A 23,948-nucleotide genomic window follows, 5' to 3' on the forward strand; every position below is an offset into this window, starting at 1 on the left:
ACTAGGTGGGGAGTGCATATTGAGAGGAATGAACGTTATGACAGAAGTTAAAAATTGTGATAATTGCATTTATCAATCTGGACGACCTGAATTTGACCTCAAAAAGTGCAAGCGTTGCTCCAGGACGGAAAAGGCATTGTTTGAGCCAATTCCTACCGCTGCTTATTTGATGGAATCTTTTATGATGAAAGGTACCTATCCTACGTTAAAACTTTATGAGAAACATTTGAAGCAGGTTAAAGACACAATGAAATCTAAGTTACTTTCTTCAGAAGAAAGAAGGCATGAATTCAAAGAAGTGAACCTGGTCGCTAAATTTGTTCCGAAAAAAATAAGCGATATAGATTATGTAGGTTTGAACACTTATCTCGATGATCTTGGCTTACTAGCACGTATACTAGAAATTGATCATAAACGAGTGAAAAAAGAACCTATGATATTGAAGCAATTAAAAGCCTATCAGTTGGAGCCCACTCAATACGTAAAACCCTCCTTTAATAAATTAGGAAAGAGCTTAAATCAAGTTCCTGAATTAAGAAACGAGGGTTGGAGCGTTGAAGAACTAGCTTTCACCTGTAGTACAATTGATGCAAAGTATTCTTCTTATAAAAAGCAATATGAAACCTTAAAAGAAGAGATGATAAAATGCGAGAAATTAAAAGCTGATAAAAAGCTAGTTAATAAATATGGTTCGGTTTCACTAATCAATAATGCACCATTATACGATATTGCTTCGATTTATAACGATATGGGAAGCGATTTGCTAATTGAATACGGTAAACCTAATCATGAACAGCTTCAATACTTTATGACACGAGGTATGTTGACGAAAAATGACATTGAACAGTTTAAAACAGTAAAGGATATTGCTCTTGAATTCGTAGTGATGGATCTTGATTCAGAACGACGAACCATTGAGACATTCCAGAGAAGACAGATGCAGGCGGCTCAGAATCGTATGAGAGCGTAGAAAACATAAAAAGGGAGGGTAGTCCCTTCGCTAGAGATTGAGATAGCGGGCGGACGCCCCTATCTCTTTTTCTATGCGAATTGGACATCTAAATGAATAACGCGAAATTGAAAGAATGGGAAGAAAGATATTCAAAAGTTAATGTATTTCAAGAGTTTGATGAAATTAAAGAGTTTTTGAAAAATGAATACCTAGAGGATAATATGAAACCCTTTATTATCTCTTATTCTGGTGGAAAAGATAGTTCTTTAGTGCTAACGTTAGTTTGGCAAATGATCATGAAATTACCTACCGATTTATTAAAAAGAGAAATTCACGTCGTTATGAGTGATGCTGCGGCTGAGACTCCGGTGATGAGTCGGTATCAAAGAGGCATTATGAAAATCATAGAAACTACAGCGGTTGAACAAAAGTTAGACCATATTTTTAAAGTTCATTTAGTAAAACCTTCAATTAAAGGAAGGTTCTTTTTTCGAACCTTGGGTAGAGGATATCCACCAGCAACACCAAACTCTAGAACTCGTCCTTGCACATTTCATATGAAAATCCTACCAATACAACGCCTGCTTAATGAAATAATTAATCAAACAATTCAAAAGCAGGATTGTTTTAGCGAGAACTCATATGCTATCACTTCTATCCTGGGAGTTCGGACTTCTGAAAGTGTTTCGCGTGCTGAAAGTATGAAAAAACATTCAGTTGAGGACTTTTATGCGAAACATGCTACAGATGATCGTATTCGAGTTATGCACCCTATTAAGAACATCGAATTGGATGCTCTATGGAGTTACTTGCTGGCTTTACCAAATGGTGAATTCCCTTATGGTGGTAACGTATCAGACATGATGAAGATGTATGGGAAAACTGGTCATGAATGTTCAATTACCGAAGGATCTCAAGGTGGAGTAGGCGCTTCTTGCGGGCAAGTTGGTTCAAGAACTGGTTGTTTTACATGTCCTCTTGCCGGAAAGAATGACAAAATGCTAAGTGCCATGATTGATGAGGGGTATACTAATTATAGTTATTTACAAGAGTGGAAAAACTATATGTTAGATATTCGGAACGATGTTCGCTTTCGTTTACCAACACAACGGCAGAAATTTAACAAACATCAAAAGAAAGCAGAGTTATTGGAAGATGATTTTTCACTTTTCTCGGTCGATTGTATTGAGGATTCTCACCAAAGAAGACTCCACCGTTATGAGACATTTAATAAGGCAATATTTAATTATGCCCCAGGTGGCTTCACAATCGAAGCTCGTAAAAGAATGCTGGAATATCTTTTATGGACCCAAAACAAGATAGGAGAAGAACTCATTGAAGAAGAAGAACTTCAAGCGATATATCAAACATGGAAAGAAGATGGATATGATATTGAGCCCAAAGATGTAATACCAAACAGATATAAACATGATGAAAAGCTTATCTTATTACCTGATGGAACGGTGAATGAAAAAGAAACTACGGTTACATCTTTCCCGCTCTTCTATGTACAGGTACAAACACAGTACAATGACTCTGAATTTGTCACTTATGTTCAGAACAAAGTTAAAGAGACGAATAGATCCATCCATTACTTTTCTAAATCAATGGACAGTCAGGAACACCAAATGGCCTTTAATGAATATACGTTTATCGTATGTAGTCCATTTGCTAATAATCAGCAGCAAGCTGAACATTACGTGTATTCCTGGTTAGACTGGACCGATAGCTTTAATTCAAGCTTATATGATTCTCCATACGAATCATGGGAAGAAGATGATGAAGGTATTTATGTACCACAATTAGAAAATGACCAGCTGGCATACTCTAAAACGATCTCAGCCAATCGATTGATAACAATGATAGAAGAACACTCCCATATTGATTTAATCTGGAAAGAGGATACAGTTCTTTCAGAAACAAATAACCTAATAAAAGAAATGAGTTTCCTTGAAGGAGTAAAGTATTATTTGCTCCGTTTAAGAGAGAATGAAGAAAAAAGCAGGATTCATTTTACTTTTCCAACGTTTACGGAGAACGATTATGGCCAGTTAGGTCTAGCTATATAGAAAAACAGTTCGGCAGTTGTTAAATTGCCGAACTGTTTTTTTGTAATTTCTCTTTTCAATGAAATTCTTAATTAACTAGAACTGTATAAGCAGATGTAAATCTAATGCTACTATTGGTTAAAGAATATAGAGAAGGAAAGCATGTGGGTTAATTTAAATTTCATCAGCTGAAAACCGATATAATAATATAGACTCATAAGTCTAAAGAATTTCAATCAAAGTTCTATCAATGACGAAACGTAATGGGAGATTAGTATGATCAGTTACTGGGAGCTAAACACACAAAGTTGTACACCTACGATTAATATTTCTTTTAATGAAAATAATGAAATTTATAAAAAGTATAAACCAGAACGATGGCTGCTGCACTACAAATGGAGCTCTTTCAGAAGGTTTTTAGGGCTTAATCCCGTGAAAGTATTTGTTGGACCTTACATAGAAGTTGAAAAACATGGGAAAAAGACCTATTTGCTCTTTCAGAAACCTTCATTCTTACCAGGAAAGCAGACTGTTGAAGTAAAAGAAAACATTCACTTTATTTCATTTGAGCGGGATAGTAAAGTTGAATTGAAGAACGAGTTATTCGCAAATCATTTATTTACTGCTTTAGCTAAACCATTTTCAAAATTAGAAGAAACAGTTGAATATTATGGAAACTAATCATATAGGAGAGTCCTAAAATGAAAAAGAAAATGAATTATTTAATCTTACTTTTAACTATCACCTTTATGGCTGGTTGCGCCAACGTAGAAGACGTATCTACTACAGATGTGGATGTCGAAACAGAAGCAAAAACGGAAACCCAAAAAGAAACAGTTCCTCAAGAAGAATCTGTAGATGAAGCAAATGAAAATAGTAAAGAAGAAACTCTTGATGATACAGTTAATAAGGAATCAGTTGATGACTCAGCAGTAGAGGAAACAACAACCCAATCAAATCATGAACTGTTCGCAGGATACAAATTAATTGATGTCGATGGTGGAGATTTGTCTGGAAATAGAGAACCTAACGTTGTCGTTGACATTGGTTACGGTGATCGTCAATATTTCGCATTCACTAATGAGCACGGCCAACTAATACGTGTCATTGCTGACGAAATCATTCTACAAGATGACAGCAGGGAACCTGTGTTATCGTCTGGCAGATACTATTCTGATGAAGCAAAGGTTCCGGGCGTCGAAAGTGATGTTTTAGATGAAGGACATATCATTGCTGATTCTCTCGGAGGGGTATCCAATGCTTATAATATTACCCCGCAAGAGAGTACACTCAACCGACATGGTGACCAAGCGTATTTAGAAGACGGGATCCGTAGCGCAGGTGGAGCTACTAATTTTGAAGCAATTATCACATATCCGAATACGGAAACGCAGATACCTTCAAGTTATCAGTACACCTATACTTTGAACGGAAATGAGATCGTTGATACATTTGACAATGTGAACCCTGATGAAGTCAATGCGTCCCTCGGTTTAACTGAAAGCGAGCCTGACGATTCAACTAGTTCAGACACAAAGGGTGATATTTCTAGTATTGATACAAATGGTAATGGACAAGTAACTATTAAAGAGGCAAAGGCAGCAGGTTTCAGTATGCCCATAGACAATCATCATTGGCTATATAAATTTATGGACGATCGAGATGGTGATGGACTAGTAGGTGAGTAAAAATTTTGTGATTGTGAAGCAGATAATATCTCTATCCCGTTAAATGTCAGGATTGTGGACGACTCAGTTTCGAGAGTTTAAGAAAGATGTGAAAATTTAATCAGCATAAATTAGGTGAGACACATAATCTCAATTTCAGTCTTAAAGTACCGGGAGCGTTAATCTAAAAAGGATTACGCTCCTTTCTGTTTAATCTTATACCGGGTAGGATTGTTGAAGGGTCATTTTGGGATAATTTAACTATTTCATAATCAGTAATTAAAGGAATTTCAATGGGGAAGTCGAAGTGAAGATTAATGTGTAAAGAGAAAGGGGGAGAAATTTGGAAGACAACTTAATTAAAAAATTGATTACTGAAGCTGCAAACAAACGAAAAAAAGAGCTTATTGAGGATATTGCTCAATCTCATTTTGATGCAATGGCTTATTTGAGAGAATGTATTAGAGAAAATGTAAAAGATGGTTGGGGGTTATTACCTTCTTTTACTCCTGCTGAATATTGCAGAGCTTCCAAAGTCCCTCTCATAGAAAAAGATGAATATTTTATTAAGTTAATTGATGAAATTGAAATGGAATATATAATTGAAGATTTCAAAGAATTTTTTGGAACTGGCTGGAGTGAGACTTTTAATGAATGTATCATACATATTAAAAGCGATAATTTTAAATCAATAATTCCCTTTTTAATTTCTGCATTAGAGAAAGCTATTAATGAGGTAATAAATAAAGGAGAAAACTTTTTCGGTATTAATTTAAAGAGGGAATATCGAAACTTTGTGGATCACCTAGATGACCATATTTATATCAAGCAATTAGCATTTGAAACAAAAAAAGTATTTGAAGATTATATTTTCAAAAATGGTATTAAGGGACATAACGAAATTCCTATATTCAATCGAAATCTAATTCAGCATGGGAACGATACTCCTGATAGATGGGGAAAAGTCGAGTTGTATAAAATAATATCGTTAATAGGCGGATTAATACACATGAAAAATATTATTAGTTTATCAAAAACTTCTGAATAGTAGACAACACTGATTATAATCTTGATTTCTAGTTTTCAAGAAAATCGGAGCGTTAGTTGAAGATGAGATTAAAATAAGGACACGCAATTTAGATATGTCTAATTAATATAACATTGGTTTTATCCCTATATGCGTGAATATTGTTAGCAAAAGAAACTCTTCCAAATAATTTGGAAGAGTTTCTTTGTGTAATTGAGCGTAGATTAAATATTATTTAGAGAGTCATTAAGAGATCTGCATGATGCTCATGTATCCGAAGTATAAAGATTGTGCAAAAAACAGTAAGCCCCATACAATAGCAGGTATGAATGTCTTTTTAGCAAGTATAGAAGCATCGCCAGCGTTTCTCCGGTCTTTATAACACATAACTAATATAACAGCTGCAGAGTAAATACTCTCCATAAGATTTACGCATATGAAGAATAACAGCACTAGAGGTACAAATGGTTCTTGAAGATGAAACCAAAGATACGTAAGTATTCCTCCGAATGTAATTAACCAAAAAAAACCATATAGATTACGTATCCATAGGACTAAATTCAAAAGAACAATAAATGCTAATACATAAATAATCCACTCGTATTTCTGAAGATTATAGAGATAAAAGAGTCCAAATGCCATAGCGGATGAAAATACATAACCTGATAATGTTGTTAAAACGCCACCAAGCCATGAAGATTGTCCTGTTTCTGCTAGACCCGATTTATCATGGAAAAGTTGGATTGATTTTACTCTCCCGCTAGTTATTAATGCCATTAAAGCATGTCCAGTTTCATGAAGAAGTGTATCAATACCTCCTATGTATTTCCCTACTATAGGTATTCTTGACACTAAGAACGCAACACATAAAGTGACTATGTAAGTCATAGCAGCCTCCATCTTGTAGCCTCATATTTGTACTCATTATAACCTAAAAGCAATTTACTAAAGACACTCACTATTGATAATAATATTAATAGAAAACATTGCCATAAATGAAATAGAATAGTATTATTAAGTTGTATTACTTTTTGTTTTTATTTTTTGGCAATCCTTATGGATTAGCGGTTAACTTATGAAACGTATGCGTCCTCTGTGGATGACTCTTTAAAACACTTTCAGATCATATGATCGTCCGATCGTATGATCAGTGTTTTATTAATGAGACATTCTGGTGGGCGCTTTTTGCGTTTCAAAAAAATCAGATGAAGGGATGATTTATTATGGCAGTAACACTAGCAGAGGTTTTTGGTACAAGAGACGTTGTGGAGGATTGTAAACAGTCAGTTCAGTCAAAACCCTTATTTTCCACTTTCGCTCCACGTATTTTTGGAAAAGTTATTCTAAGGGATGGGACTCGTCGTATGTACCGCACTCGCGCCACTAAGAAAAAGGCTGCTGAACAAGAAATACTTGTCTTCGTAGCTTCATTAGAACAAGCGATTGGCGATACTGTGATGTGGAGAATTAAAGGTGAAAAAGAATATCGTTTAAGTACTCAGCAAACAGTATCTAAATCGAGAGGAAATAATCTTAAAAAGGCGATTCTTTCATTTTTTGATTTAGAAGATTGATTTTATGAGATTCATTATTAATCAGAGAACGAACATGGGTGGATTTTTAAATTGCGTTTGCTGGTTAATAAAAATCACGATTATGAAACTTTAAGAGAGGGTGTTACGTTATGGAAAATTATTATGATGTAGCTAAAGAAGAGATGAGTTTATATGGTCCAGATTGTACAAGTTTTCAAAATATGTTAGCTGTTCTAATAGGAGGAAAGGCCGACCCGTCTATTACTGGACAGTTGGCTGCTCTTGGAGCAAAGAGACTTGTGTCTATGGGGAAAGAAGAACTGATTAGTTATCCAGGAATTGGTGAAATTTCAGCTAATCGAATCCTTTCAGCTTTTGGGATCGCAACTTATCTTAGAAAGTTTGAGAAGGATGAACAGTACATTGTTCGTTCGCCTGAAGATGCTGCTAACTATTTGGAAGACATGAGTATACTTCCACAAGAACATTTCGAAGTTCTTTATCTAAGTACAAAAAACCTAATTATTTCGAGAAAGAACATTTTTAAAGGGACATTAAATAGTTCTATTGTTCACCCTCGTGATGTCTATAGAGAAGCATTTAGAGTAAATGCTGCTTCCGTTGTTGTAGCTCATAATCACCCATCAGGTGATCCTACACCAAGCAGGGAAGACATTGAAGTTACAAAACGATTGAAAAATGTGGGAGAAACAATGGGTGTTGATCTACTAGATCATGTCATCATTGGGAGTAATGGACGATTTAAGAGTTTAAAAGAATTAGGGTATTGCTAAAAACACATTATTGGGAGGAATTAATTATGATGAATCGAGTAGTTTTGGTAGGACGTTTAACAAAGGACCCGGAGTTACGCTATACACCAAGTGGAGTAGCGGTTGCGAATTTCACACTTGCTGTGAATCGCCCGTTCACTAATCAGCAAGGAGATCGAGAAGCTGATTTTATCAACGTAGTGGTATGGCGCCGACAAGCAGAAAATGCGGCTAACTTTTTGAAAAAGGGAAGCCTTGCAGGAGTAGATGGAAGAGTTCAAACTCGTTCTTACGATAATAGCCAAGGACAAAGGGTATTTGTTACAGAAGTCATGGCAGAGAGTGTTCAGTTTCTAGAGCCTAAAGGTTCCAACCAGGGCAATGGAGATAATGAACGTAGTAACGGTTCATCCAGCGGATACGGAGGCGGTAATCAAAATCGCAACCAGGGTAGCTCTTCAAACTATGGAGATGACCCGTTCGCAAATGATGGAAAACCGATTGATATTAGCGATGATGACTTGCCTTTTTAAGAAGGTAAAGCGTTAAAGTGATAAATTATGAAATTAATGAACGAGTTAAAGAGTGCTTCATCCACCTATGGATAGCACTCTTTTTCTATTTACAACACTATTATGAGAGGTTGATATAAATGGCTAAAGTGAAGAGTGAAGTGAAGGTTTTATTCAGAGAAGGAAACGTGTATATTCATTGGAATGTCAATGATGAAGATGGATATGGCGTTGATATCACTGGTGAAAATGGTATCGGAGGAGATTTAATAGACCTCGGTGGATGGTCTTTTGGTTTAAGTGAAGAAATGGAGCGCCTTTCTCAACGCTGGTTTGCCTATGTTGTTGAAATTATTCAAGAGCAAGGATCAAAGCTTGAGGAAAAAGGCGACCATGTAATTCCGCAACTTTTAGAACATATTTCTTCTTCTCCAACTAAAGATGAAGATGAGCTTTCTTTAATCCGAATCTTAGTTGATACTGATATGCGAAAAGAGCGGATGGTGGATAACACGTTGCGCGGAATCGAACCAGACGTAGAAATCATGAAAGCATCAGATGAAAACTCTCTCTTAAGAGTACGAGAAGAAATCGAAAGAAGAATGTGTGACCTTTTACCTTTCTTCGTCATGCTAGAAGAAAACCTCGATGATGATGAGGTTGAAATCTATATGCATACTGATAACTGTGAAGAGCTCGGTGAAAAGGAATATGCATTCTTAAAAGCAATCGGCATTTCGGAAGATAACTCTATTCGTGCAATTTGTGAGCTACTTTCTATTGATATCCAATTCGATTGGGGGATGTCAGTGTGAGCGAAGTAGGAACTCACATTATTGAATGCGCGGATTGTCAGAAAGTCTTTCGGTTTGATTATGATGAATCGAGCGACAGTATTAAAGTAGGAGAGATTGAATTGTTAGTAATTAAGTGTCCCGAATGTGAAATTTGGGAGGCTGTTTCTGACCAGCGGTTTAAGGTTTTTAATATCCTTGGTCTAGTAACAGACAGCACGATATTACTGAACAATATAACAGACGATATAGGAACTTTGTAGTTCTTACATTAGAGATGAAGAGAATGGGATCCCATTCTCTTTTTATTATTAATTAGGAGGAATGCACGATGTCACATATCGGTAATAAGCTTCGCAGTGGTTTTTATAAAACACCAGACCTACAAGGAGATTTTTTATCCAATTTAATAGAAGTAAAAGGCGATTGTAGCTTTTTAGATCCTACGTGTGGTGAAGGGGAGATTCTTCATCAACTAGCAACTGCTGTTCGTTCTGAGGATTGTTCTATCACTACCTATGGAGTGGAATTAGATAAAGCGAGAGCACAAGAAGCAGAACAGTTACTTGATAATTGTTTAAATGCTCCGATCGAAAGCATGGTGATTTCGAACGACGCTGTTTCATTATTATATCTTAACCCACCTTATGACTTTTCTATGAAAGCCCTGGGTGATGATGGAGCGGAACGTAAGGAATGGACTGAACTAGTACGGAATGTTCGTTATCTGAAGGAGAAGGGCTTAATGTTATACACCATACCAAGCTACCGCTTCGCAGATAAGAAAATTGCCAGGTACTTAGCTACACATTTCTATAATGTCGGAATTGTACGCTTTTCTGAAGAGGATTATCACGATTTCCAGCAGTGCATTTTCATAGGGAATAAAAAGACTGGAAACCATAATCAATTTAATCAAAAACTCTTTGATTTTCTGACGATGATGGATCGAGAGGAATTTGTGCAAAAAAATGTAACACCGATTAATTTAATGGTTGGTAGAAATAAATGGGCGGTCCCATCCGGTGTAACCGAGTTGAAGACCTTCTATACCAAATTAGAGAGCAAAGAGAACTTTTATGAAGGGATTTCAACTTCTAAAGGTTTTGCCGCTTTTAAAGCACGTTCTAAGCCTAAACAGCTCGTTATCGGTGGAGACCCTTGCCTTCCTATTAATCAAGGACAAATGGCGCTTTTACTTGCTTCTGGTGCAGTTAATGGAGAAGTAGGAGAAGGAGACCATTACCATCTTGTACAAGGATTGGAGCTTGTGACTAAAGATAATGAGGAAGAGGTGCGTCATCATGATAGCGGTGGAAAGACGATCATCACTAAATCTCGTACAAAGAGAAGTGTAAGTGTCAAAGTAATTACGCCTAACGGTTTAGTTCGTAAGCTGGTCTAAGGCGTAAAGAGAAACGATATGTAACTAAACTCAATGAAACAGAGATAGACCCAATCTAGCAAACCACTCCTGGAGGGATTAATAATGGCGGTAATTCAAGAAAATTTGAGTGTAAAAAAGGAAAGAATCCTGTATTCAGCTGACCGACGATTTCACATCCTTGCTGCTTTACTTGAAAATTGCGATTACAAGTGTATAGGTGAGTATATCGAGTCAGGAAATGGTTGGACGTTCTTTACCATGGAAACCGAGGATGAGCGTTTCATTCGTGTTAGTTTCCTTAGAAGTCCGAACGTTATCGGTGTAAACCTTCTTATAACAGGTAATCCATCAAAGCGTCTTACGGCTTTGATTCGTAAAGAAGTAGAAGATGCCGTCCAAACAGTAAACACGCTATAGAGAGGTCTGAAGAGGAAGCAAATACTGGCTTTCTCTTTTTTTATACAAATTTGAGAGGATGAGAGAATAATGAATCAACAAATCAATCTATTTGCAGAAGCAGTACAAACGAGTAAAGAGGATATCAGGTCTGAGAAGCAACAAAACAGAAAAGTCGCTTACGATGTAGGAGTCAAGATTGGCGGGTCTCGAAAGGATGAGGCTGCTCTTAGAAAAGCTTTTCTTGAAAATCACACAGTAACTTCTCTAGAGGAGCTTGAAGGTCTTAGTCCTTTACTCGCGTCATCTCTAGTAAAGAAGGAAGAACTCTTTAGTGGCTTTTCCTTAGAAGCTGAAAAAGAGTTGGGCACTGAACCAGTCGTGGCCAGGGTAAAGCAATTAGTCATTCAACGGATCGATAAAGAACCAGCTATTGATTCACCTGAAGAAAGAAAGTCATACATGTTAGCTTGCGAAAACATTCAATCTATTCTGAAAACCATTACTACACTTGATGAGTTTCTATCAACTTATTATGAAATTCGCAAGCGAATTCATTATGAAAATACGGATTGTACTTACACTTTAAATAAAATAAAAGTATCTGAGAGAGTCATTAACCGTGTAAATGAAGGCTTTGCTGAGTGGATGGAAGCTAAAGACACATTTGATCATTATTCCAACCTTTTAGCAAAAATTACGGAAGCTAAAAACCTCCCGCTTAGATGTCTTGGTAAGAAATTTGTAAATTTCTTTTTGAATGCAAAGAGCGGAAATAACACGATTAACACTGTAAAGAAAAGTGTGACTAGTTGGGAAGACCTGCTTAAGAAAAAAAGCAATAAGAATACCAGTAAAAAATCGACGAAGCTATGGGAACGAACTTTTGCAGAACGGCCGGACCGAGCAGGTGGAATTGAATCGAGTGTTCGAAAGCCAGAAGACTTGCAAAGGAAACATGGGTTTCGTTCAATCGAATTTGGACATTATGTAGACGATGCAAAAGCAGAAGAACATATTTTAAGAAGCTCTGAAGGCTTTTATGACCTTTGTGATGCGCTTGACTTAGACCATTACTACGCAGTTTCATTGAATGCGAATTTAAGCGTTTCTTTCGGATCGAGGGGTCGCGGTCAAGCACTTGGACATTTTGATGCAAATGCTAAGGTGATCAATTTAACTCGAGATAAAGGTTGCAATGGTGTCCTCGCTCATGAGTTTTTTCATGCGTTAGACAACTATCTTTTTGACTATTCTCATTCTCACAAGAACGGGAAGATTGGGTTTGCAACTGAATTATCCGGGTTAGGAATACTGAACCCTACTATAAGAGATTGTATTCAAAATCTAATGGATGCTATTAAATCAGGACACAGCAAAGAGTACATTCCTAATAAGAACAAAGAGGGAGACTCGTGGCGTATTTCTACTGGCTTAACTAGTGTCTACGAACGTTTAAATGGGGATCTGTTTCTTGTGATGGACCACTTCAAGAAACAATTTGATAAGTCATTGGAACGTCGTTTAAGTATGGTCCACTACTTAAATTCAAACAGTGAGAAAGATAAAGAAAAGATACTAAAGAGAAACAAAAGAGAGTTAAATAAGTATGCTCAAGCAGTTGCCTGGTTACACCAAAAACAAACAGGGGAGCGGGTCGATTCCATTCCTTGCCCTTCCGATAAAAGTGAGTTCTTTACGAACGCAGTAACGTTAGATCGAGGGAAAATCAAATATTATGCTACTGATGTTGAACTAGCAGCTCGTGCGTTTGAAGCTTTTATTGAGGATACTCTGAAAAGTATGAACAGAAAGAATGATTACCTTGTGTACCATACTTCTCATAGTCTTGCTTATCCTAATGGTGAACAACGCAAAAAGATCAACACTGCTTTTAAAGCTTTCTTTCAAGCTTTAAAGAAAATAGAGTTGCTTTAAAAATAGAAAGTACATTAAACAAACAGAGGAAAGGGAGTCATAAGATGGCTTATTACGAAGATATGAAATATCCCTCTGAGTTCAAAGAGGGGGACGTAATCGATACACTAGTAGGTTATACGCAGACGATCATTAAGCTAGTTTCAATTGAGAAAGAGCCTAATGCAACTTTTTCTACGTATCGCTTCTTAGTAAGAAGTAATATATCAGATACAGACTACGTTGTTGGATATAAAGCCAATATGCCTCGTTGTCTTGCGGATAAGAAAGTTCTAGGGAGAATACCTCAATCTCAAGTGCGACAGTACTAGGTGAGTATATTATGATAACCGGATGGAGTGATAATAAATGACTACAGAAAAAATTGAATTTGACTTAGTAAAAATGCAGCGGTTTGCTGAGCGGGACCTATTAATTAAGAGGATGGCAGAGGATCTTGGAAATGATGAAAGAGCTTTTAAAGTGGTATTTAACAGTGAAGTGGTAGGCGATTCTTTATTGGAGAGGATTTACTTATCATTGTAGAATTTTATAGCTAAAAAGGTGTGCTCTCCAGCACACCTTTTTATTTTTGAAGGATGTTTATGATAGTATTTATAGTATCTCATCTTTCTGGCCGAGCAACGTTTACTTTTTTTCTTTCCAAGTATAAATTAAAAAATCACTCATAGAACCCGCAAGATTTACTGCAAGTTGTGCATGACGCTGCGAAGGTTTATATGAAATTATTCCTGGACCATGTGCATCGCTAATTTTATTTCTTATGGCGCCTAGTCCTTGAACTATTGAAGCGGTTCCTCCTAAGATTTGTTTAAATAATGGTTCTGTATGTTGATCCGGTGCTAAGTTTAGTTTTTTCTGTACTAGCTTATAGAGTTTAGGTAAATCACTGCTATCATCATACAGTTCACCTTCACTATCTAAAATAAATTTACAAGTGGACTCAATCATAGAACGTGCAATAGTAATAGCACCCTCTGGATCGTTCTTTCTTCGTTCAAGCCCTTTTTCCCATTGATCTCTAATAATTTGGTGTACATTATGCTCATTTAAAGTAGTGTTAAAAATATCATCTATCGGCGAGTTATTTAATTTTTGTTCTTCAAGATATTCTAAAACATTATTAAACTCTTCCCTTAAGTGGTTTCTTCTTCCTTGATAGTTTGAAGATACTTCTTTTATATACCCCCAAAATTCACTAAGCGATCTACAGGTAAAGACAAATCGTGGTAAAAGTGTTTTCACTTCTGAATCTTGTGTTAATTTTTGTCTAAGGACAATGTATTCATTGTTATCAGCACTTCCACCGGTAGAATGAGACACTAATAAATTTTTAAGTGTTTCTATTTCAATTATCTTTGGCTCGTTATTCATAATTCACCTCTTGTTTTTAATGTAAATAAAATTCATAGGCATTGGAGGATGTAGAAAATGGAAACTCTATTAAAAATTATAACAGATACATTACCTATGATAGGAGCTCTTGGTGGAGCTTTTATTGGGGGATTTATCTCTAAAAAATCGCAACATGATCTTTTCAAGAAAGAATTAAATAAAGATAGAGAAAATGAACGTAGAAAGGAAAGAAGAGAAACTCTTGAATTATACAATGAAGTGTTGAAAATTGATGGTGAACAATTATTAGTTACTCACCTTGGTGGCCATTACATAGAATTTGATATCGATATATATAAAGATAAAGTTAGACCGGTTCTTTATCTAAAGTATCATTTAATAGATAAAGATATTGCTACTTGCATAAGGGAAATTGATCATAAAATCGCCGAATGTAATTTTAGGGAAGAAATTACAAATGAAGAAAAAGATGATTTAGCACATAAATATAACAAATTAATTGATAGTATCCATCAACACATTGAAAAATATAGGGTCAAAATCCATGACTAATATTCTCTTAAATTAAAAAGGGACAATATTGTTGAATATTAGTAGTTATTAAAGGAGTGCTCATATGCCAGAATACAAAACAATTAAAACAGATGAAACGAAAGAATACTTTAGTGCTATAGCTGCAATCGAGGACCAAGGATTTATTGCTGTCGGAAAGGTATTTATCAAAAATGTGGGTAAAGCTTCACAAGAAAAAACTTTATTCAGACATGGTAGAGATCTTTATTACTTTGTAAGCTGTTCAAGTAAAAACAATACATTTTATAATGTGAAGGTTAGAAACATAATATACTTAAATGAAAAACCGGTAATTAGGTACTTTGATAATATGAAGTAATCATTAGAAGGCTAGGTCACAAATCGACAATTCTTAGCCATAACTAAAAGGTATGCTATTTAGCATACCTTTTGTTCATTTGTAAAAGTATTGGAAAACCTCTGCTATTATTAATGGCGAAGGGAGGTAATACATAATGAAAAATATAGGAATCATTTTAGGATTGGTGTTTATATTTGGAGTAATTGTACCTGCATGGCTTAACTTATATGATGATGCCTTTTCTACAGAACACGATACTTATGAAGAAATAGAAAATGAATTAGGTAAAGATATTGAAGAATTAAAGATAGAAAAATCCGTAGCGGGAAATTTAATCGTAAAGGATCCAACTAATCGTATAAAATATTATGTTACTACAGACTATAATGGCGGTGTACGTGACATATCGATCACTGAACGAGCTGAAGAGACAAAAATTTTAACACCTGGTGAGAAAATAGATAATAGTTTTGTATTTGATGGCTTTATAGATGAAGAAAGAATATCAATTTCATATTCTGAAGAAAGTGTATCTTCATCAGAAAGCGACTATAGAAGTTTAATTTATCGTATTGAAAAAAACAAAAAAATTGTACTTCCAGGTTATGAAGGTGAAATTACAATCATTAATTTAGAACAATCTAAAGATACAGTGTCATTGAAAATAGAAAAAGAGCTCTCTTTCTAAAGTATTACCGTAAGATGAAGAGCAAGAGTTTTGCTCTTTTTTTATTTTTTAAATTCTAATACTATCAATTTAGAAATTTCTTTGGTTAAATGTAATAATATATAATGCTTTGTAATAAATGGATAGAAACTAATGTTACATCCAATTTGGAGGTTATTCATGGGATTTTTGTATTGGCTAGTGATCATCCTATTTGGATTATTAAGTGCTTTTCTTACATTAAAACTACAGAAAAAAATCAAAAATTCAGACAAGGTAGTAACTTTAGTCATGTTGATTAATGGTGGTTTAGCTATTATATTAGTAGGATTATTTATGGCCTTGAAATTAAACGGGCTAATAGGTTAGGATTTCCTTTAGCTATCGAAACCAAAGCACCTGTTATGATAATTGATATATTCCTCTGAAATATCATGCTTCACGTTTACCACGTGATTGTTCATCTTATTAAACTTATTTTTATGGATCACCCTATTAGTTTTCAAATTAATAGTGATAGCACCAGCATCAAATTGATCATGACAATTAGAACACAAACAAATCATATTCTCTTGAATATCAGGTCCGAAATTACCGCTCGGTCCGATTTTACCCCTTGGATGGATATGATGAGTTTCGCAATAATATGTATTAACCCCGGTTTCTACACGTGTAGCGCAAATTTGACAGGTGTAATTATAACGTATTTTCAAGTCCTCGCTAAGTGCCCTATCCCTAGACTTTTCCATTTTATTCACTGAGTACTCTTCTTTTAACTTAGATTTCTTATTTAAACCGGGAAAGACTTCCATATAAGAACTCCGTCTTGGTTTAGGTTTACTTATTGGTTCCCCCATCCATAACTTATCTAGATATCTAGTTGATTCCTCAAAAAGCTCATCGCGACTTTCATAATGGCTTAGATCATAAATGTCCATTTGTTCTTTTTCATCTTCTAACTCAATCCAATGTTGGATGGCTAAGTAGTCATACGGAATCATTTCGAAATCATTCATTATATTTCCTCCTTTTATACGAAGGGTTAATTTAAATGTGAATTACATCCACTTTTACCCTTTCATTTTCATCTATACAAATACTGAACATATCTGCATAAGGAATTCATAATATTTCGATTGGCTTTTCAATTGGAAATAAATCTATATTATGGTATATTCATCTTCGTTCCTGAACTATTCATAAGGAGGAGCCGATTTGCAGTGTAAGTACTGCCACTATAAGATGTGCTTGATAGGAGATTGTGAAAAACAAAACCCAACTCTATTAATCTGTACAAATGAATGCTGTAGAGCCGTTTGTGCATGCGAGTATAGTGGATTAAGGTGGTTTAATACTGCCAAGGGTAGCTTTGACTAATATTGAATTTTATCATTCACATGGTATAATGATAGACAAATAAAATTAAGTAGCTGGGAAATCCCCACAACAAAAAATGCCGCATAGACGGTCAATTTTGTTGTGGGGATTTTTGCGTTAAGGAGGAAAATTATGAATCTTGAATGGATTACACCAGAAGAAATCAAAGCAAAAAAAGACCGAAACAAGCGAGTAGGTTATGCGCTTATTCCAGTCGGGGCAATTTTTATAGGGGCTGTTATTGCATTTGCTTCGCAATTAGCTTAAAAAGATTGTCTCCAGGCCAGTGAATGATAGAATTTTATTCTGCAATCTGCTACCATAAGTATAGAAGAGAAGGAAGAACTTTCTATTATTCTATTTGAGACAAAAATTGCACAAAAAAAAACCCACCAGGTTTTCATTTAATCTCGACAGTTTGGCCGCTGAAAGATTAAATGAAATGAAGAGGCGGGGATTTTCACAAGTATTTGTTTATAGGATGATTCTATCACAAACCAATAAATTTTTACAAGTGAAGTCCCTCTTTTTTGCAACCCTTAAAGGTGGAAAAAAGGGGAATGAACATGGATTATCAAGATGAAAAAAGACTAGAAACTGGGGAAGCAACAAAATATCGTTACTATAGATTAGCGCCATCAGATGTAGTAACGGAAGTCCCAAGAACGATTCAAAGAAAACACGGAACAAAGAAACAAAATGTTTCAGTGAGACAACCAAAAAAAGAATATTATAGTGAAGAGTCAATTATGAGATTTGAATTAGAAAGCCACTCTAAATTGCTTCCTGATTTGAACGGAAATAAAACGATTGTTAATAATTATCTTTTGCGGTTTTGGGGACCAAGTTTTGATTCTAGAATAGGCGGAATAGTAGCATATACATACATCATTCTTTCTAGTTACTGTTGGGATAAGGATTATACGTGGATAGGGCTAGATACAATTACTAAACAATTAACATGTAGTAAAACCTCTGCGAGAAAATATTTAGATATATTAGAAAAAGCGGGATTCATAATTAGATTCTGGAGAGAGCAAGATGATGATACAAGAATGAATGGAACCATATTGATTAAAGTGAGACGATCACTACCGCTACTTTCTAGAGAACAATATAATGCTCTACCTAAATCTCTTAGAAAAGAACATGACCGTTTCCTTCGTAAAATTAAACGAGAGAGTCAAGTTGAGTATGATTTGAGCCATAACTATCATGAAGTATATGAGCAGCTTCGATCAGAAGTGATTAGTGTTAAAAATCCTACTGGCATATTAAAAGAAGAAATACAACGTTTAGATGAATACCAAGAAGAGTACGATGTAGCGAAAAATAAAATGTCTACTACTGAAGAGAGATTGTGGGTTACTGTTTTAACTGCTTTATCAGAACACATGAGTAAACCTTCATATGATACTTGGTTCAGTAAGAGTTTAGGTTATCGTGACGAAAATCATAGGTGGGTCGTTTATCTCCCTAATCAATTCTCTTGCGATTGGGTTGAACGAAAATATAGTGACTTGATTCTAGCAATAATGAAAGAGTACGAAATTAAATGTGAAAACATATCGTTCGATGTATATGGTGATTAACTGAATTAAAACTGTTCAAGAAGCATCCTTTTAGAGGGTGCTTTTTCGTTTTTAGAATTTCAAACACAGGTTCATACTTTACTTGAATTTATCCACAATTTACTCACATTTAACCTAGTCCAATGAATGGAGGGGTGGTCCAATAAATGGACTAGGGGGTAGTCCATTTATTGGACTAGGTATTAATCCTAAATATTGGTAAAAAGGTAGTCCATTTATTTGAGGGGGGTGGTCAATTAAATGGACTACCCAAACGAATGTACCCTGGTCCAATGATTAGAGTAGGGGTACTCCAATCATTGGACTACCCCTACTCTATTTATTGGACTACCCCTACTCCAATGATTGGACCCAATGTATTACTATCTTTATGTATTACAAGGTATGGAATACGAAATATATTTATTACGAAGTGAATTTAATGATAACTATAGAATTAATCTATTAGGGATATTTATTTGACTTGTAGATTTCCAATATCAAAGGTATAATACCCATATATTGATTTTATTTTAAATTTTGTGCGATCCATTTGAGGATTAGCGGTAACTATAAAAAAGACACTAACCTTTGGGTTATAGAAATAAGCGCTCTATTTGTGCTTATTTATCTATTAAACTCAAAGGTTTTTTGTGTTCATATAAATCTTTGTGCGTGTCCAAACGAGAATGAAAGATTCCTGCCAGGAGTCTATCGTTCTCGTTTTTTATATAGATAAAACTTTAAGAGAGGGTGTTTCTTTTGACAACAAAACGTTGGAAGACAAAAATGGGTGAACAAACTAGAGAAGAGAGGATTAAAGAGCTGAACGAAAAGTTGGAGATTGGTGTTGCAGAGTTTTCATATACGCCTGACGAATTCAAAGCCTATTTGGAAATGAAAGCAATTATGCCTTCCTATTCGTTTAGAAATTTGATTCTTGCTAAAGCCCAACTACCTGAAGCACGTTTTTTAGCTTCATTCAAGCATTGGAATACGCTTGGTAGGAAAGTAAAGAAAGGATCAAAGAGTTTAAGGATTTTAGCACCTCGATTTAAGAAGGATGAGGAGGACGAAAATAGGCTTACTGGATTTATCCCTGTACCTGTATTTGACGTTTCGCAGACCGAAGGTGAACCATTACCTATCGAGCGTATCAAAATTGAGGTAGATGGTGATTGTATGGAAGCCCGCCAAATCATTGGCTGGGCTGAGGCGATTGCTGAAAAAGATAATTGTCCAATTAAGTATGGCAATTCAGATGATGCTTATGGCTACTATGTACCTTCTGAACACCGCATTGTGGTGTCGGATAAGGTTCCAATGAATCATCGATGCAAAACATTGGTACATGAGTTAGTTCATTCAAAAGTACATCGCTATGATCGAAATTCATCAAGAACGGAAAAAGAGGTTGTTGCTGAAGGAACAGCATTTGTCGTTTGTTCCTATTTCAATCTTGACACGTCTGATTATTCGTTTCGCTATGTAAAAGGCTGGGCAAATGGTGAGCAAGAAACCTTACTAAAGTACGGCTCTCAGATTTGTGATACGGCAAAGAAGATTATTGAAGAATTTGAGGAGCTCGAGGAAAAAGAAAAAGCAGAGAAGATAGAATCAGTTACTGCTTAGATGGAAAGATACTACAAGGTAACAACGTGATTACAATAATAATCTTTTAAAGGGAGGTGTTCCCTATCTTAAGGATAGGTGATGCTCATTCACCTTCCTTTTGATAAGGGAGTTATATGAGCGCGATTGAATGGAATGCTATTGAAGAAACACATGAACAACCGAAGATGGTGGAAGTATACCTGGATCAGAGCTGGCAGAATGCCTTTTGCTATGCATTAGCATTGGAAGAACCGAAACGTGATGGACAGTTTCCAAAGGTTCTAATGGCCATCATTTCAGGAAATGATTCTACACTACAATCGATTAAAGCAGCATTTGATATTGGTAGTAGTGGTTTATCTTTCGGTCATGGAGTTAAGGGACTTACTGATTATGAATTTAACAGAGAATTTCAGATGATTGCAGAAAAAGGAGCATATGAAAAGTTCCCTATTACAATCAACCAAAATCGAAAAGCCCTTGCCATGGTTCATGATAGCCTTTTAGGAAATAATGATTATGTTCTTTCCTTTGAAGGAGATCCGGCAGAAGATATTCGTCAAATATTTGGCGGAGGAAAGTATGGTCTTCATATCCTTCCCGAGTGGAAGAATCGCATCTATGAAGAATTAAAAGTGCGCGGCTTTCTTGAAGAGATAGATTTTTATCGCGATCCCGCTTTATTCAATGAAGGATTCGCGCTTCATAAGCTGATGTTAGAAGAAGAGCAGGCAGATACTCTGGTATCGGAATTGATTTCTGAAGGAACTCTAACGTTTCCTCAGAGCGGCACCGGACAGGCATTAGAAGAAACTAAGGATCTTACTGGCTATATGGGGGACTTTGTAGACCAAATGGTTGATAAAGTGTCAGAACAAGTTCAACCAACCCATAATCCGATGGAAGATGAGGTGCTTGAACAGTTCGATTCTTATAAGAGGCCGCTTTTTCCAGTTCAAGGACATGTGGCTACAGCTGTTGCAAAACGGTTGGAGACGCAAAAAAGCTTAATCATACAAGGGGAGATGAGTACAGGCAAAACAAGTATGCTTGTAGCTTTAGCTGATGGGTTTTACCAAAGAAAACAAAAAAGCGGTTTCTTTTCTTGTGTGATGGTTCCACCATCCCTTACAAAGAAATGGCCAGAGGAAATCAAAGAGATCATTCCGAATGCTGAGGTACATGTCATTAGCCAAACAAAACAATTGGTTGATTTTCATGTGAAATGGACTAATGCTGGACGTCCGAAACCCAAGCGTCCAACTTTCTTTGTTATTTCGTTTACTACTATGCGTGGGGATTGTGCTTTAGAGGCAGTTCCGGAGTATAAACGGGTTAAAACAGAGTTGCAAATCCGTTCAGGAACTCAGGCTTACCGCGATGGATACTATTGTCAAGATTGCGGAGGGTTGGTCCAGGTTAAGGAATCTTCCAGCGTTAATGTGCAAGAAAATGGAGAAGAAGTAACCGAGACAATTAAGCGTCCTATGAAACACGGTGAATTTGGTAACTCTAGAAGGATTCATAATTCAAAGCAACCAGCAAATGCCTTTTGTGGTGAGTGTGGTAGTAGTTTTTGGACTAAGAAGGTTATCAGTCGCTACTCTTCTTTTAAAGAGTGGAGCAAGCACGAAAAGAAAGTCATTCATGCTGCAAAGGATGGTAATGAACGCTTAGTTAAACAAATACAATCCACTCAGCAAGAGATTCCTAAAGCAACTGGTAAGCCAAGAAGAATCGCTACAATTGAGTATATCCGCAGAAAGATGAATAACTTCTTCGATATTTCATTAGTCGATGAGATACATGAATTAAAGTCCGGTATGAGTGCTCAAGGAAATTCATTAGGGAGTTTAGTAGCAGCCTCTAAGAAAGTAGTTGGAGGAACTGGTACTCTTTTTGGAGGAAAAGCAGAGGATGTTTATTACTTACTCTGGCGCCTCTTCCCAAATGAAATGGTGAAGAATGGTTATAAGTATTCTGAGGTCCGCAAATGGAATGAAGAATTCGGGAATATTGAAACAACTACGGTGGACTTTGATGATCGTGGTGAGTATTCGAATAAACAAAGTAGAGGCGGGACCAAACGAACGGAGAAAGTTCTACCTGGCATATCTCCATTTGTCTTTGGTAAATTTCTTGTTCAAAATACGTTATTAGTTCGTTTAGTAGATGTATGGCCAGATCCAGTTGAGTTGGTCAATGTACCTACGATTCTAGTAGATATGGATAGTGAGTTAAGAACAGAATATCAGAAAATGATTTCTACATTTGAAAATGAAATAGATAGTAGAAATGACGGTCATAAGCTGTATCTACCGCTTACTTCTACAGGTATAGCTTATCCTGATAATCCATTCACTTATCCTTCAGTGTTATTTAAGAATGAGGAAGGCGATAGAGAGGTCATATGGACTCCTGATCACTTATCTCAGGACCGGTTATTGAACAAAGAAAAAAAGCTCCAGGAAATTATCAAGGGAGAAATGAATGAAGGTCGGAAAAGTATCATTTATGTGAGAGATACGGGCTCTTCAGTAGCTGGAAGAGACGTTAGACCACGTATTAAGAGAGTATTGGAAGAAGTCGGAGCTAAGGTAGATATTCTAGATACGTCTTCTACTCAAACCAATAAGCGGAGTGAATGGTTAAAGAAAAAGATTGAGAAAGAGGGCAACGATGTCATTATCGTATCTCAGGAACTTGTAAAAGTGGGGCTAGATTTACTAGTGACCCCGACGCTTATTTTTTACCAGTTCTCCTGGTCACTCTTTACAATCAATCAAGCTTCAAGAAGGGCATGGCGTATTGGACAGGATCAAGAATGCCGGCTGTATTACTTGGCTTATAAAGATTCCTATCAAGAGCAAATGGCTGAATTGATCGCGATGAAAAATAAGGCAGCTAGCGCAATTAATGGTGATGTATCTACAGACGGCCTTTCCGCAATGTTAGGAGATGAAGGTGACCTGCAGAGCATGTTAATCAAATCCATTAAAAAAGGCAAAAAGCTGAAAGGTTCTACAGAGGAATGGGTTGCAGAAACATCCGATCGAGCGAGAGCTATTTTAGCTGGTATCGGTAAGAAGAAACAACCTACTCTTCAAACCCAGTTCATTAATTGGGTACGACAGCAAATCTCTACTGAAGCAACTCGTAATGTGTTGGTGAAGAAGGCAGATACTATATCAGCCAATATCCAAAAAAGTGAAGTTGCAGGTTTTGAATTTCACAACGGAGTGCTTGAAGTAGATCTGGTTGCAGCGTTTGGAATTGAACTGGTTGCAGATGGTGCCATACTCTCTCATCTGGTTAGTGTTGAAAGACGTGCTGCTAAAAGGACTTCTTACAATGCCAACATTTTTGAAGTTCAGGAAGAGGAATCCATTTCGAAACGTAAGAAGCGGAGCGCACCAGTTGATGGACAGCTTGGGTTCAGTTTATTTGATTAAACTTTTGG

General features: G+C 36.1%; 26 protein-coding genes. 23 read left to right on the top strand and 3 right to left on the bottom strand.

All coding sequences use genetic code 11. From position 1 onward, the window contains the following. Positions 1–37: 37 nt before the first annotated feature. The 5 genes from Q4550_RS16275 to Q4550_RS16295 all read left to right on the top strand — a co-directional run bounded on the left by Q4550_RS16275 (position 38) and on the right by Q4550_RS16295 (position 5,715). Complete coding sequence (locus Q4550_RS16275) at positions 38–970, top strand: hypothetical protein (protein WP_303534575.1); 933 nt, start codon at positions 38–40, stop codon at positions 968–970. Between the two features lie 92 nt (positions 971–1,062). Beyond that, positions 1,063–3,021, top strand: coding sequence for an adenine nucleotide alpha hydrolase family protein (locus tag Q4550_RS16280; RefSeq protein WP_303534577.1), 1,959 nt, complete (start codon positions 1,063–1,065; stop codon positions 3,019–3,021). A 255-nt stretch (positions 3,022–3,276) separates the two neighbouring features. Then, positions 3,277–3,681 carry a hypothetical protein gene (locus tag Q4550_RS16285; RefSeq protein ID WP_303534579.1) on the top strand — a complete coding sequence of 135 codons (405 nt, stop codon included), beginning with the start codon at positions 3,277–3,279 and terminating at the stop codon, positions 3,679–3,681. 20 nt (positions 3,682–3,701) lie between these two features. After that, a complete protein-coding gene (locus Q4550_RS16290) occupies positions 3,702–4,688 on the top strand; it encodes a DNA/RNA non-specific endonuclease (protein WP_303534581.1) in 987 nt (328 codons plus the stop codon). Between the two features lie 322 nt (positions 4,689–5,010). Further along, complete coding sequence (locus Q4550_RS16295) at positions 5,011–5,715, top strand: hypothetical protein (protein WP_303534582.1); 705 nt, start codon at positions 5,011–5,013, stop codon at positions 5,713–5,715. A 225-nt stretch (positions 5,716–5,940) separates the two neighbouring features. On the opposite strand, the gene Q4550_RS16300 is transcribed toward Q4550_RS16295, so the two are convergent. Beyond that, entirely contained in the window at positions 5,941–6,582 is a 642-nt protein-coding gene (locus Q4550_RS16300) for a M50 family metallopeptidase (protein WP_303534584.1), read from the bottom strand. Positions 6,583–6,917: 335 nt separating this feature from the next. Here Q4550_RS16300 and Q4550_RS16305 point away from each other — a divergent pair, with 335 nt between their 5' ends. The 10 genes from Q4550_RS16305 to Q4550_RS16350 all read left to right on the top strand — a co-directional run bounded on the left by Q4550_RS16305 (position 6,918) and on the right by Q4550_RS16350 (position 13,554). Next, positions 6,918–7,268 carry a DUF6018 family natural product bioysynthesis protein gene (locus tag Q4550_RS16305; RefSeq protein WP_303534585.1) on the top strand — a complete coding sequence of 117 codons (351 nt, stop codon included), beginning with the start codon at positions 6,918–6,920 and terminating at the stop codon, positions 7,266–7,268. A gap of 110 nt (positions 7,269–7,378) precedes the next feature. Further along, positions 7,379–8,023 carry a RadC family protein gene (radC, locus tag Q4550_RS16310; protein WP_303534586.1) on the top strand — a complete coding sequence of 215 codons (645 nt, stop codon included), beginning with the start codon at positions 7,379–7,381 and terminating at the stop codon, positions 8,021–8,023. 26 nt (positions 8,024–8,049) lie between these two features. Further along, the gene (ssb, locus tag Q4550_RS16315; RefSeq protein WP_303534588.1) at positions 8,050–8,535 is read left to right on the top strand and encodes a single-stranded DNA-binding protein; all 486 of its coding nucleotides are present in this window, start codon (positions 8,050–8,052) and stop codon (positions 8,533–8,535) included. Positions 8,536–8,654: 119 nt separating this feature from the next. Beyond that, positions 8,655–9,329, top strand: coding sequence for a hypothetical protein (locus Q4550_RS16320; protein WP_303534589.1), 675 nt, complete (start codon positions 8,655–8,657; stop codon positions 9,327–9,329). Next, positions 9,326–9,571 carry a hypothetical protein gene (locus Q4550_RS16325; RefSeq protein ID WP_303534591.1) on the top strand — a complete coding sequence of 82 codons (246 nt, stop codon included), beginning with the start codon at positions 9,326–9,328 and terminating at the stop codon, positions 9,569–9,571. Before Q4550_RS16320 ends, Q4550_RS16325 begins: the two co-directional genes overlap by 4 nt. A 68-nt stretch (positions 9,572–9,639) precedes the next feature. Beyond that, complete coding sequence (locus tag Q4550_RS16330) at positions 9,640–10,713, top strand: DUF6094 domain-containing protein (protein WP_303534593.1); 1,074 nt, start codon at positions 9,640–9,642, stop codon at positions 10,711–10,713. Positions 10,714–10,797: 84 nt separating this feature from the next. Continuing rightward, on the top strand, positions 10,798–11,112 hold the full coding sequence (locus tag Q4550_RS16335) for a hypothetical protein (RefSeq protein WP_303534595.1): 315 nt from the start codon (positions 10,798–10,800) through the stop codon (positions 11,110–11,112). A gap of 69 nt (positions 11,113–11,181) precedes the next feature. Then, the gene (locus tag Q4550_RS16340) at positions 11,182–13,029 is read left to right on the top strand and encodes an LPD1 domain-containing protein (protein ID WP_303534596.1); all 1,848 of its coding nucleotides are present in this window, start codon (positions 11,182–11,184) and stop codon (positions 13,027–13,029) included. Positions 13,030–13,073: 44 nt separating this feature from the next. Continuing rightward, positions 13,074–13,340, top strand: coding sequence for a hypothetical protein (locus Q4550_RS16345; protein ID WP_303534597.1), 267 nt, complete (start codon positions 13,074–13,076; stop codon positions 13,338–13,340). A gap of 37 nt (positions 13,341–13,377) precedes the next feature. Next, a complete protein-coding gene (locus Q4550_RS16350; protein WP_303534598.1) occupies positions 13,378–13,554 on the top strand; it encodes a hypothetical protein in 177 nt (58 codons plus the stop codon). A gap of 102 nt (positions 13,555–13,656) precedes the next feature. Here the strand turns inward: Q4550_RS16350 and Q4550_RS16355 are convergent, their stop codons facing one another. Continuing rightward, entirely contained in the window at positions 13,657–14,403 is a 747-nt protein-coding gene (locus tag Q4550_RS16355) for an abortive infection family protein (protein WP_303534599.1), read from the bottom strand. A 57-nt stretch (positions 14,404–14,460) separates the two neighbouring features. Between Q4550_RS16355 and Q4550_RS16360 the strand changes: the two genes are divergently transcribed. The 4 genes from Q4550_RS16360 to Q4550_RS16375 all read left to right on the top strand — a co-directional run bounded on the left by Q4550_RS16360 (position 14,461) and on the right by Q4550_RS16375 (position 16,295). Beyond that, a complete protein-coding gene (locus Q4550_RS16360) occupies positions 14,461–14,937 on the top strand; it encodes a hypothetical protein (protein WP_303534601.1) in 477 nt (158 codons plus the stop codon). A gap of 64 nt (positions 14,938–15,001) precedes the next feature. Further along, a complete protein-coding gene (locus tag Q4550_RS16365; RefSeq protein ID WP_303534603.1) occupies positions 15,002–15,277 on the top strand; it encodes a hypothetical protein in 276 nt (91 codons plus the stop codon). Between the two features lie 136 nt (positions 15,278–15,413). Then, the gene (locus Q4550_RS16370) at positions 15,414–15,947 is read left to right on the top strand and encodes a hypothetical protein (protein WP_303534605.1); all 534 of its coding nucleotides are present in this window, start codon (positions 15,414–15,416) and stop codon (positions 15,945–15,947) included. A gap of 159 nt (positions 15,948–16,106) precedes the next feature. Further along, positions 16,107–16,295: a hypothetical protein gene (locus tag Q4550_RS16375; protein WP_303534606.1), complete on the top strand. Its 189-nt coding sequence runs from the start codon at positions 16,107–16,109 to the stop codon at positions 16,293–16,295. Between the two features lie 8 nt (positions 16,296–16,303). Here Q4550_RS16375 and Q4550_RS16380 read toward each other — a convergent pair whose 3' ends face one another. After that, the gene (locus Q4550_RS16380) at positions 16,304–16,942 is read right to left on the bottom strand and encodes an HNH endonuclease (protein ID WP_303534608.1); all 639 of its coding nucleotides are present in this window, start codon (positions 16,940–16,942) and stop codon (positions 16,304–16,306) included. Between the two features lie 493 nt (positions 16,943–17,435). Here Q4550_RS16380 and Q4550_RS16385 point away from each other — a divergent pair, with 493 nt between their 5' ends. The 4 genes from Q4550_RS16385 (at position 17,436) to Q4550_RS16400 (ending at position 23,940) form a co-directional block, all read left to right on the top strand. Then, positions 17,436–17,570: a hypothetical protein gene (locus Q4550_RS16385; protein WP_303534610.1), complete on the top strand. Its 135-nt coding sequence runs from the start codon at positions 17,436–17,438 to the stop codon at positions 17,568–17,570. A gap of 299 nt (positions 17,571–17,869) precedes the next feature. Beyond that, positions 17,870–18,895 (top strand): DnaA N-terminal domain-containing protein, encoded by a 1,026-nt coding sequence (locus Q4550_RS16390; protein ID WP_303534611.1) that lies wholly within the window; start codon positions 17,870–17,872, stop codon positions 18,893–18,895. Between the two features lie 741 nt (positions 18,896–19,636). Beyond that, complete coding sequence (locus Q4550_RS16395; RefSeq protein ID WP_303534612.1) at positions 19,637–20,506, top strand: ArdC-like ssDNA-binding domain-containing protein; 870 nt, start codon at positions 19,637–19,639, stop codon at positions 20,504–20,506. 116 nt (positions 20,507–20,622) lie between these two features. Further along, a complete protein-coding gene (locus Q4550_RS16400) occupies positions 20,623–23,940 on the top strand; it encodes a DEAD/DEAH box helicase (protein ID WP_303534613.1) in 3,318 nt (1,105 codons plus the stop codon). The last annotated feature ends 8 nt before the right edge of the window (positions 23,941–23,948 follow it).

The sequence above is a fragment of the Anaerobacillus sp. 1_MG-2023 genome, from assembly GCF_030547345.1.
Taxonomy (GTDB): Bacteria; Bacillota; Bacilli; order Bacillales; family Guptibacillaceae; genus Guptibacillus; species Guptibacillus hwajinpoensis_B.

What these genes read in the sequence shown, in the direction of transcription:
- Q4550_RS16275 (WP_303534575.1), top strand. Translation starts at nt 38, where the DNA reads ATGACAGAAGTTAAAAATTGTGATAATTGCATTTATCAATCTGGACGA.
- Q4550_RS16280 (WP_303534577.1), top strand. Translation starts at nt 1,063, where the DNA reads ATGAATAACGCGAAATTGAAAGAATGGGAAGAAAGATATTCAAAAGTT.
- Q4550_RS16285 (WP_303534579.1), top strand. Translation starts at nt 3,277, where the DNA reads ATGATCAGTTACTGGGAGCTAAACACACAAAGTTGTACACCTACGATT.
- Q4550_RS16290 (WP_303534581.1), top strand. Translation starts at nt 3,702, where the DNA reads ATGAAAAAGAAAATGAATTATTTAATCTTACTTTTAACTATCACCTTT.
- Q4550_RS16300 (WP_303534584.1), bottom strand. Translation starts at nt 6,582, where the DNA reads ATGACTTACATAGTCACTTTATGTGTTGCGTTCTTAGTGTCAAGAATA.
- Q4550_RS16305 (WP_303534585.1), top strand. Translation starts at nt 6,918, where the DNA reads ATGGCAGTAACACTAGCAGAGGTTTTTGGTACAAGAGACGTTGTGGAG.
- radC (WP_303534586.1), top strand. Translation starts at nt 7,379, where the DNA reads ATGGAAAATTATTATGATGTAGCTAAAGAAGAGATGAGTTTATATGGT.
- ssb (WP_303534588.1), top strand. Translation starts at nt 8,050, where the DNA reads ATGATGAATCGAGTAGTTTTGGTAGGACGTTTAACAAAGGACCCGGAG.
- Q4550_RS16320 (WP_303534589.1), top strand. Translation starts at nt 8,655, where the DNA reads ATGGCTAAAGTGAAGAGTGAAGTGAAGGTTTTATTCAGAGAAGGAAAC.
- Q4550_RS16330 (WP_303534593.1), top strand. Translation starts at nt 9,640, where the DNA reads ATGTCACATATCGGTAATAAGCTTCGCAGTGGTTTTTATAAAACACCA.
- Q4550_RS16335 (WP_303534595.1), top strand. Translation starts at nt 10,798, where the DNA reads ATGGCGGTAATTCAAGAAAATTTGAGTGTAAAAAAGGAAAGAATCCTG.
- Q4550_RS16340 (WP_303534596.1), top strand. Translation starts at nt 11,182, where the DNA reads ATGAATCAACAAATCAATCTATTTGCAGAAGCAGTACAAACGAGTAAA.
- Q4550_RS16345 (WP_303534597.1), top strand. Translation starts at nt 13,074, where the DNA reads ATGGCTTATTACGAAGATATGAAATATCCCTCTGAGTTCAAAGAGGGG.
- Q4550_RS16350 (WP_303534598.1), top strand. Translation starts at nt 13,378, where the DNA reads ATGACTACAGAAAAAATTGAATTTGACTTAGTAAAAATGCAGCGGTTT.
- Q4550_RS16355 (WP_303534599.1), bottom strand. Translation starts at nt 14,403, where the DNA reads ATGAATAACGAGCCAAAGATAATTGAAATAGAAACACTTAAAAATTTA.
- Q4550_RS16360 (WP_303534601.1), top strand. Translation starts at nt 14,461, where the DNA reads ATGGAAACTCTATTAAAAATTATAACAGATACATTACCTATGATAGGA.
- Q4550_RS16365 (WP_303534603.1), top strand. Translation starts at nt 15,002, where the DNA reads ATGCCAGAATACAAAACAATTAAAACAGATGAAACGAAAGAATACTTT.
- Q4550_RS16370 (WP_303534605.1), top strand. Translation starts at nt 15,414, where the DNA reads ATGAAAAATATAGGAATCATTTTAGGATTGGTGTTTATATTTGGAGTA.
- Q4550_RS16375 (WP_303534606.1), top strand. Translation starts at nt 16,107, where the DNA reads ATGGGATTTTTGTATTGGCTAGTGATCATCCTATTTGGATTATTAAGT.
- Q4550_RS16380 (WP_303534608.1), bottom strand. Translation starts at nt 16,942, where the DNA reads ATGAATGATTTCGAAATGATTCCGTATGACTACTTAGCCATCCAACAT.
- Q4550_RS16385 (WP_303534610.1), top strand. Translation starts at nt 17,436, where the DNA reads ATGAATCTTGAATGGATTACACCAGAAGAAATCAAAGCAAAAAAAGAC.
- Q4550_RS16390 (WP_303534611.1), top strand. Translation starts at nt 17,870, where the DNA reads ATGGATTATCAAGATGAAAAAAGACTAGAAACTGGGGAAGCAACAAAA.
- Q4550_RS16400 (WP_303534613.1), top strand. Translation starts at nt 20,623, where the DNA reads ATGAGCGCGATTGAATGGAATGCTATTGAAGAAACACATGAACAACCG.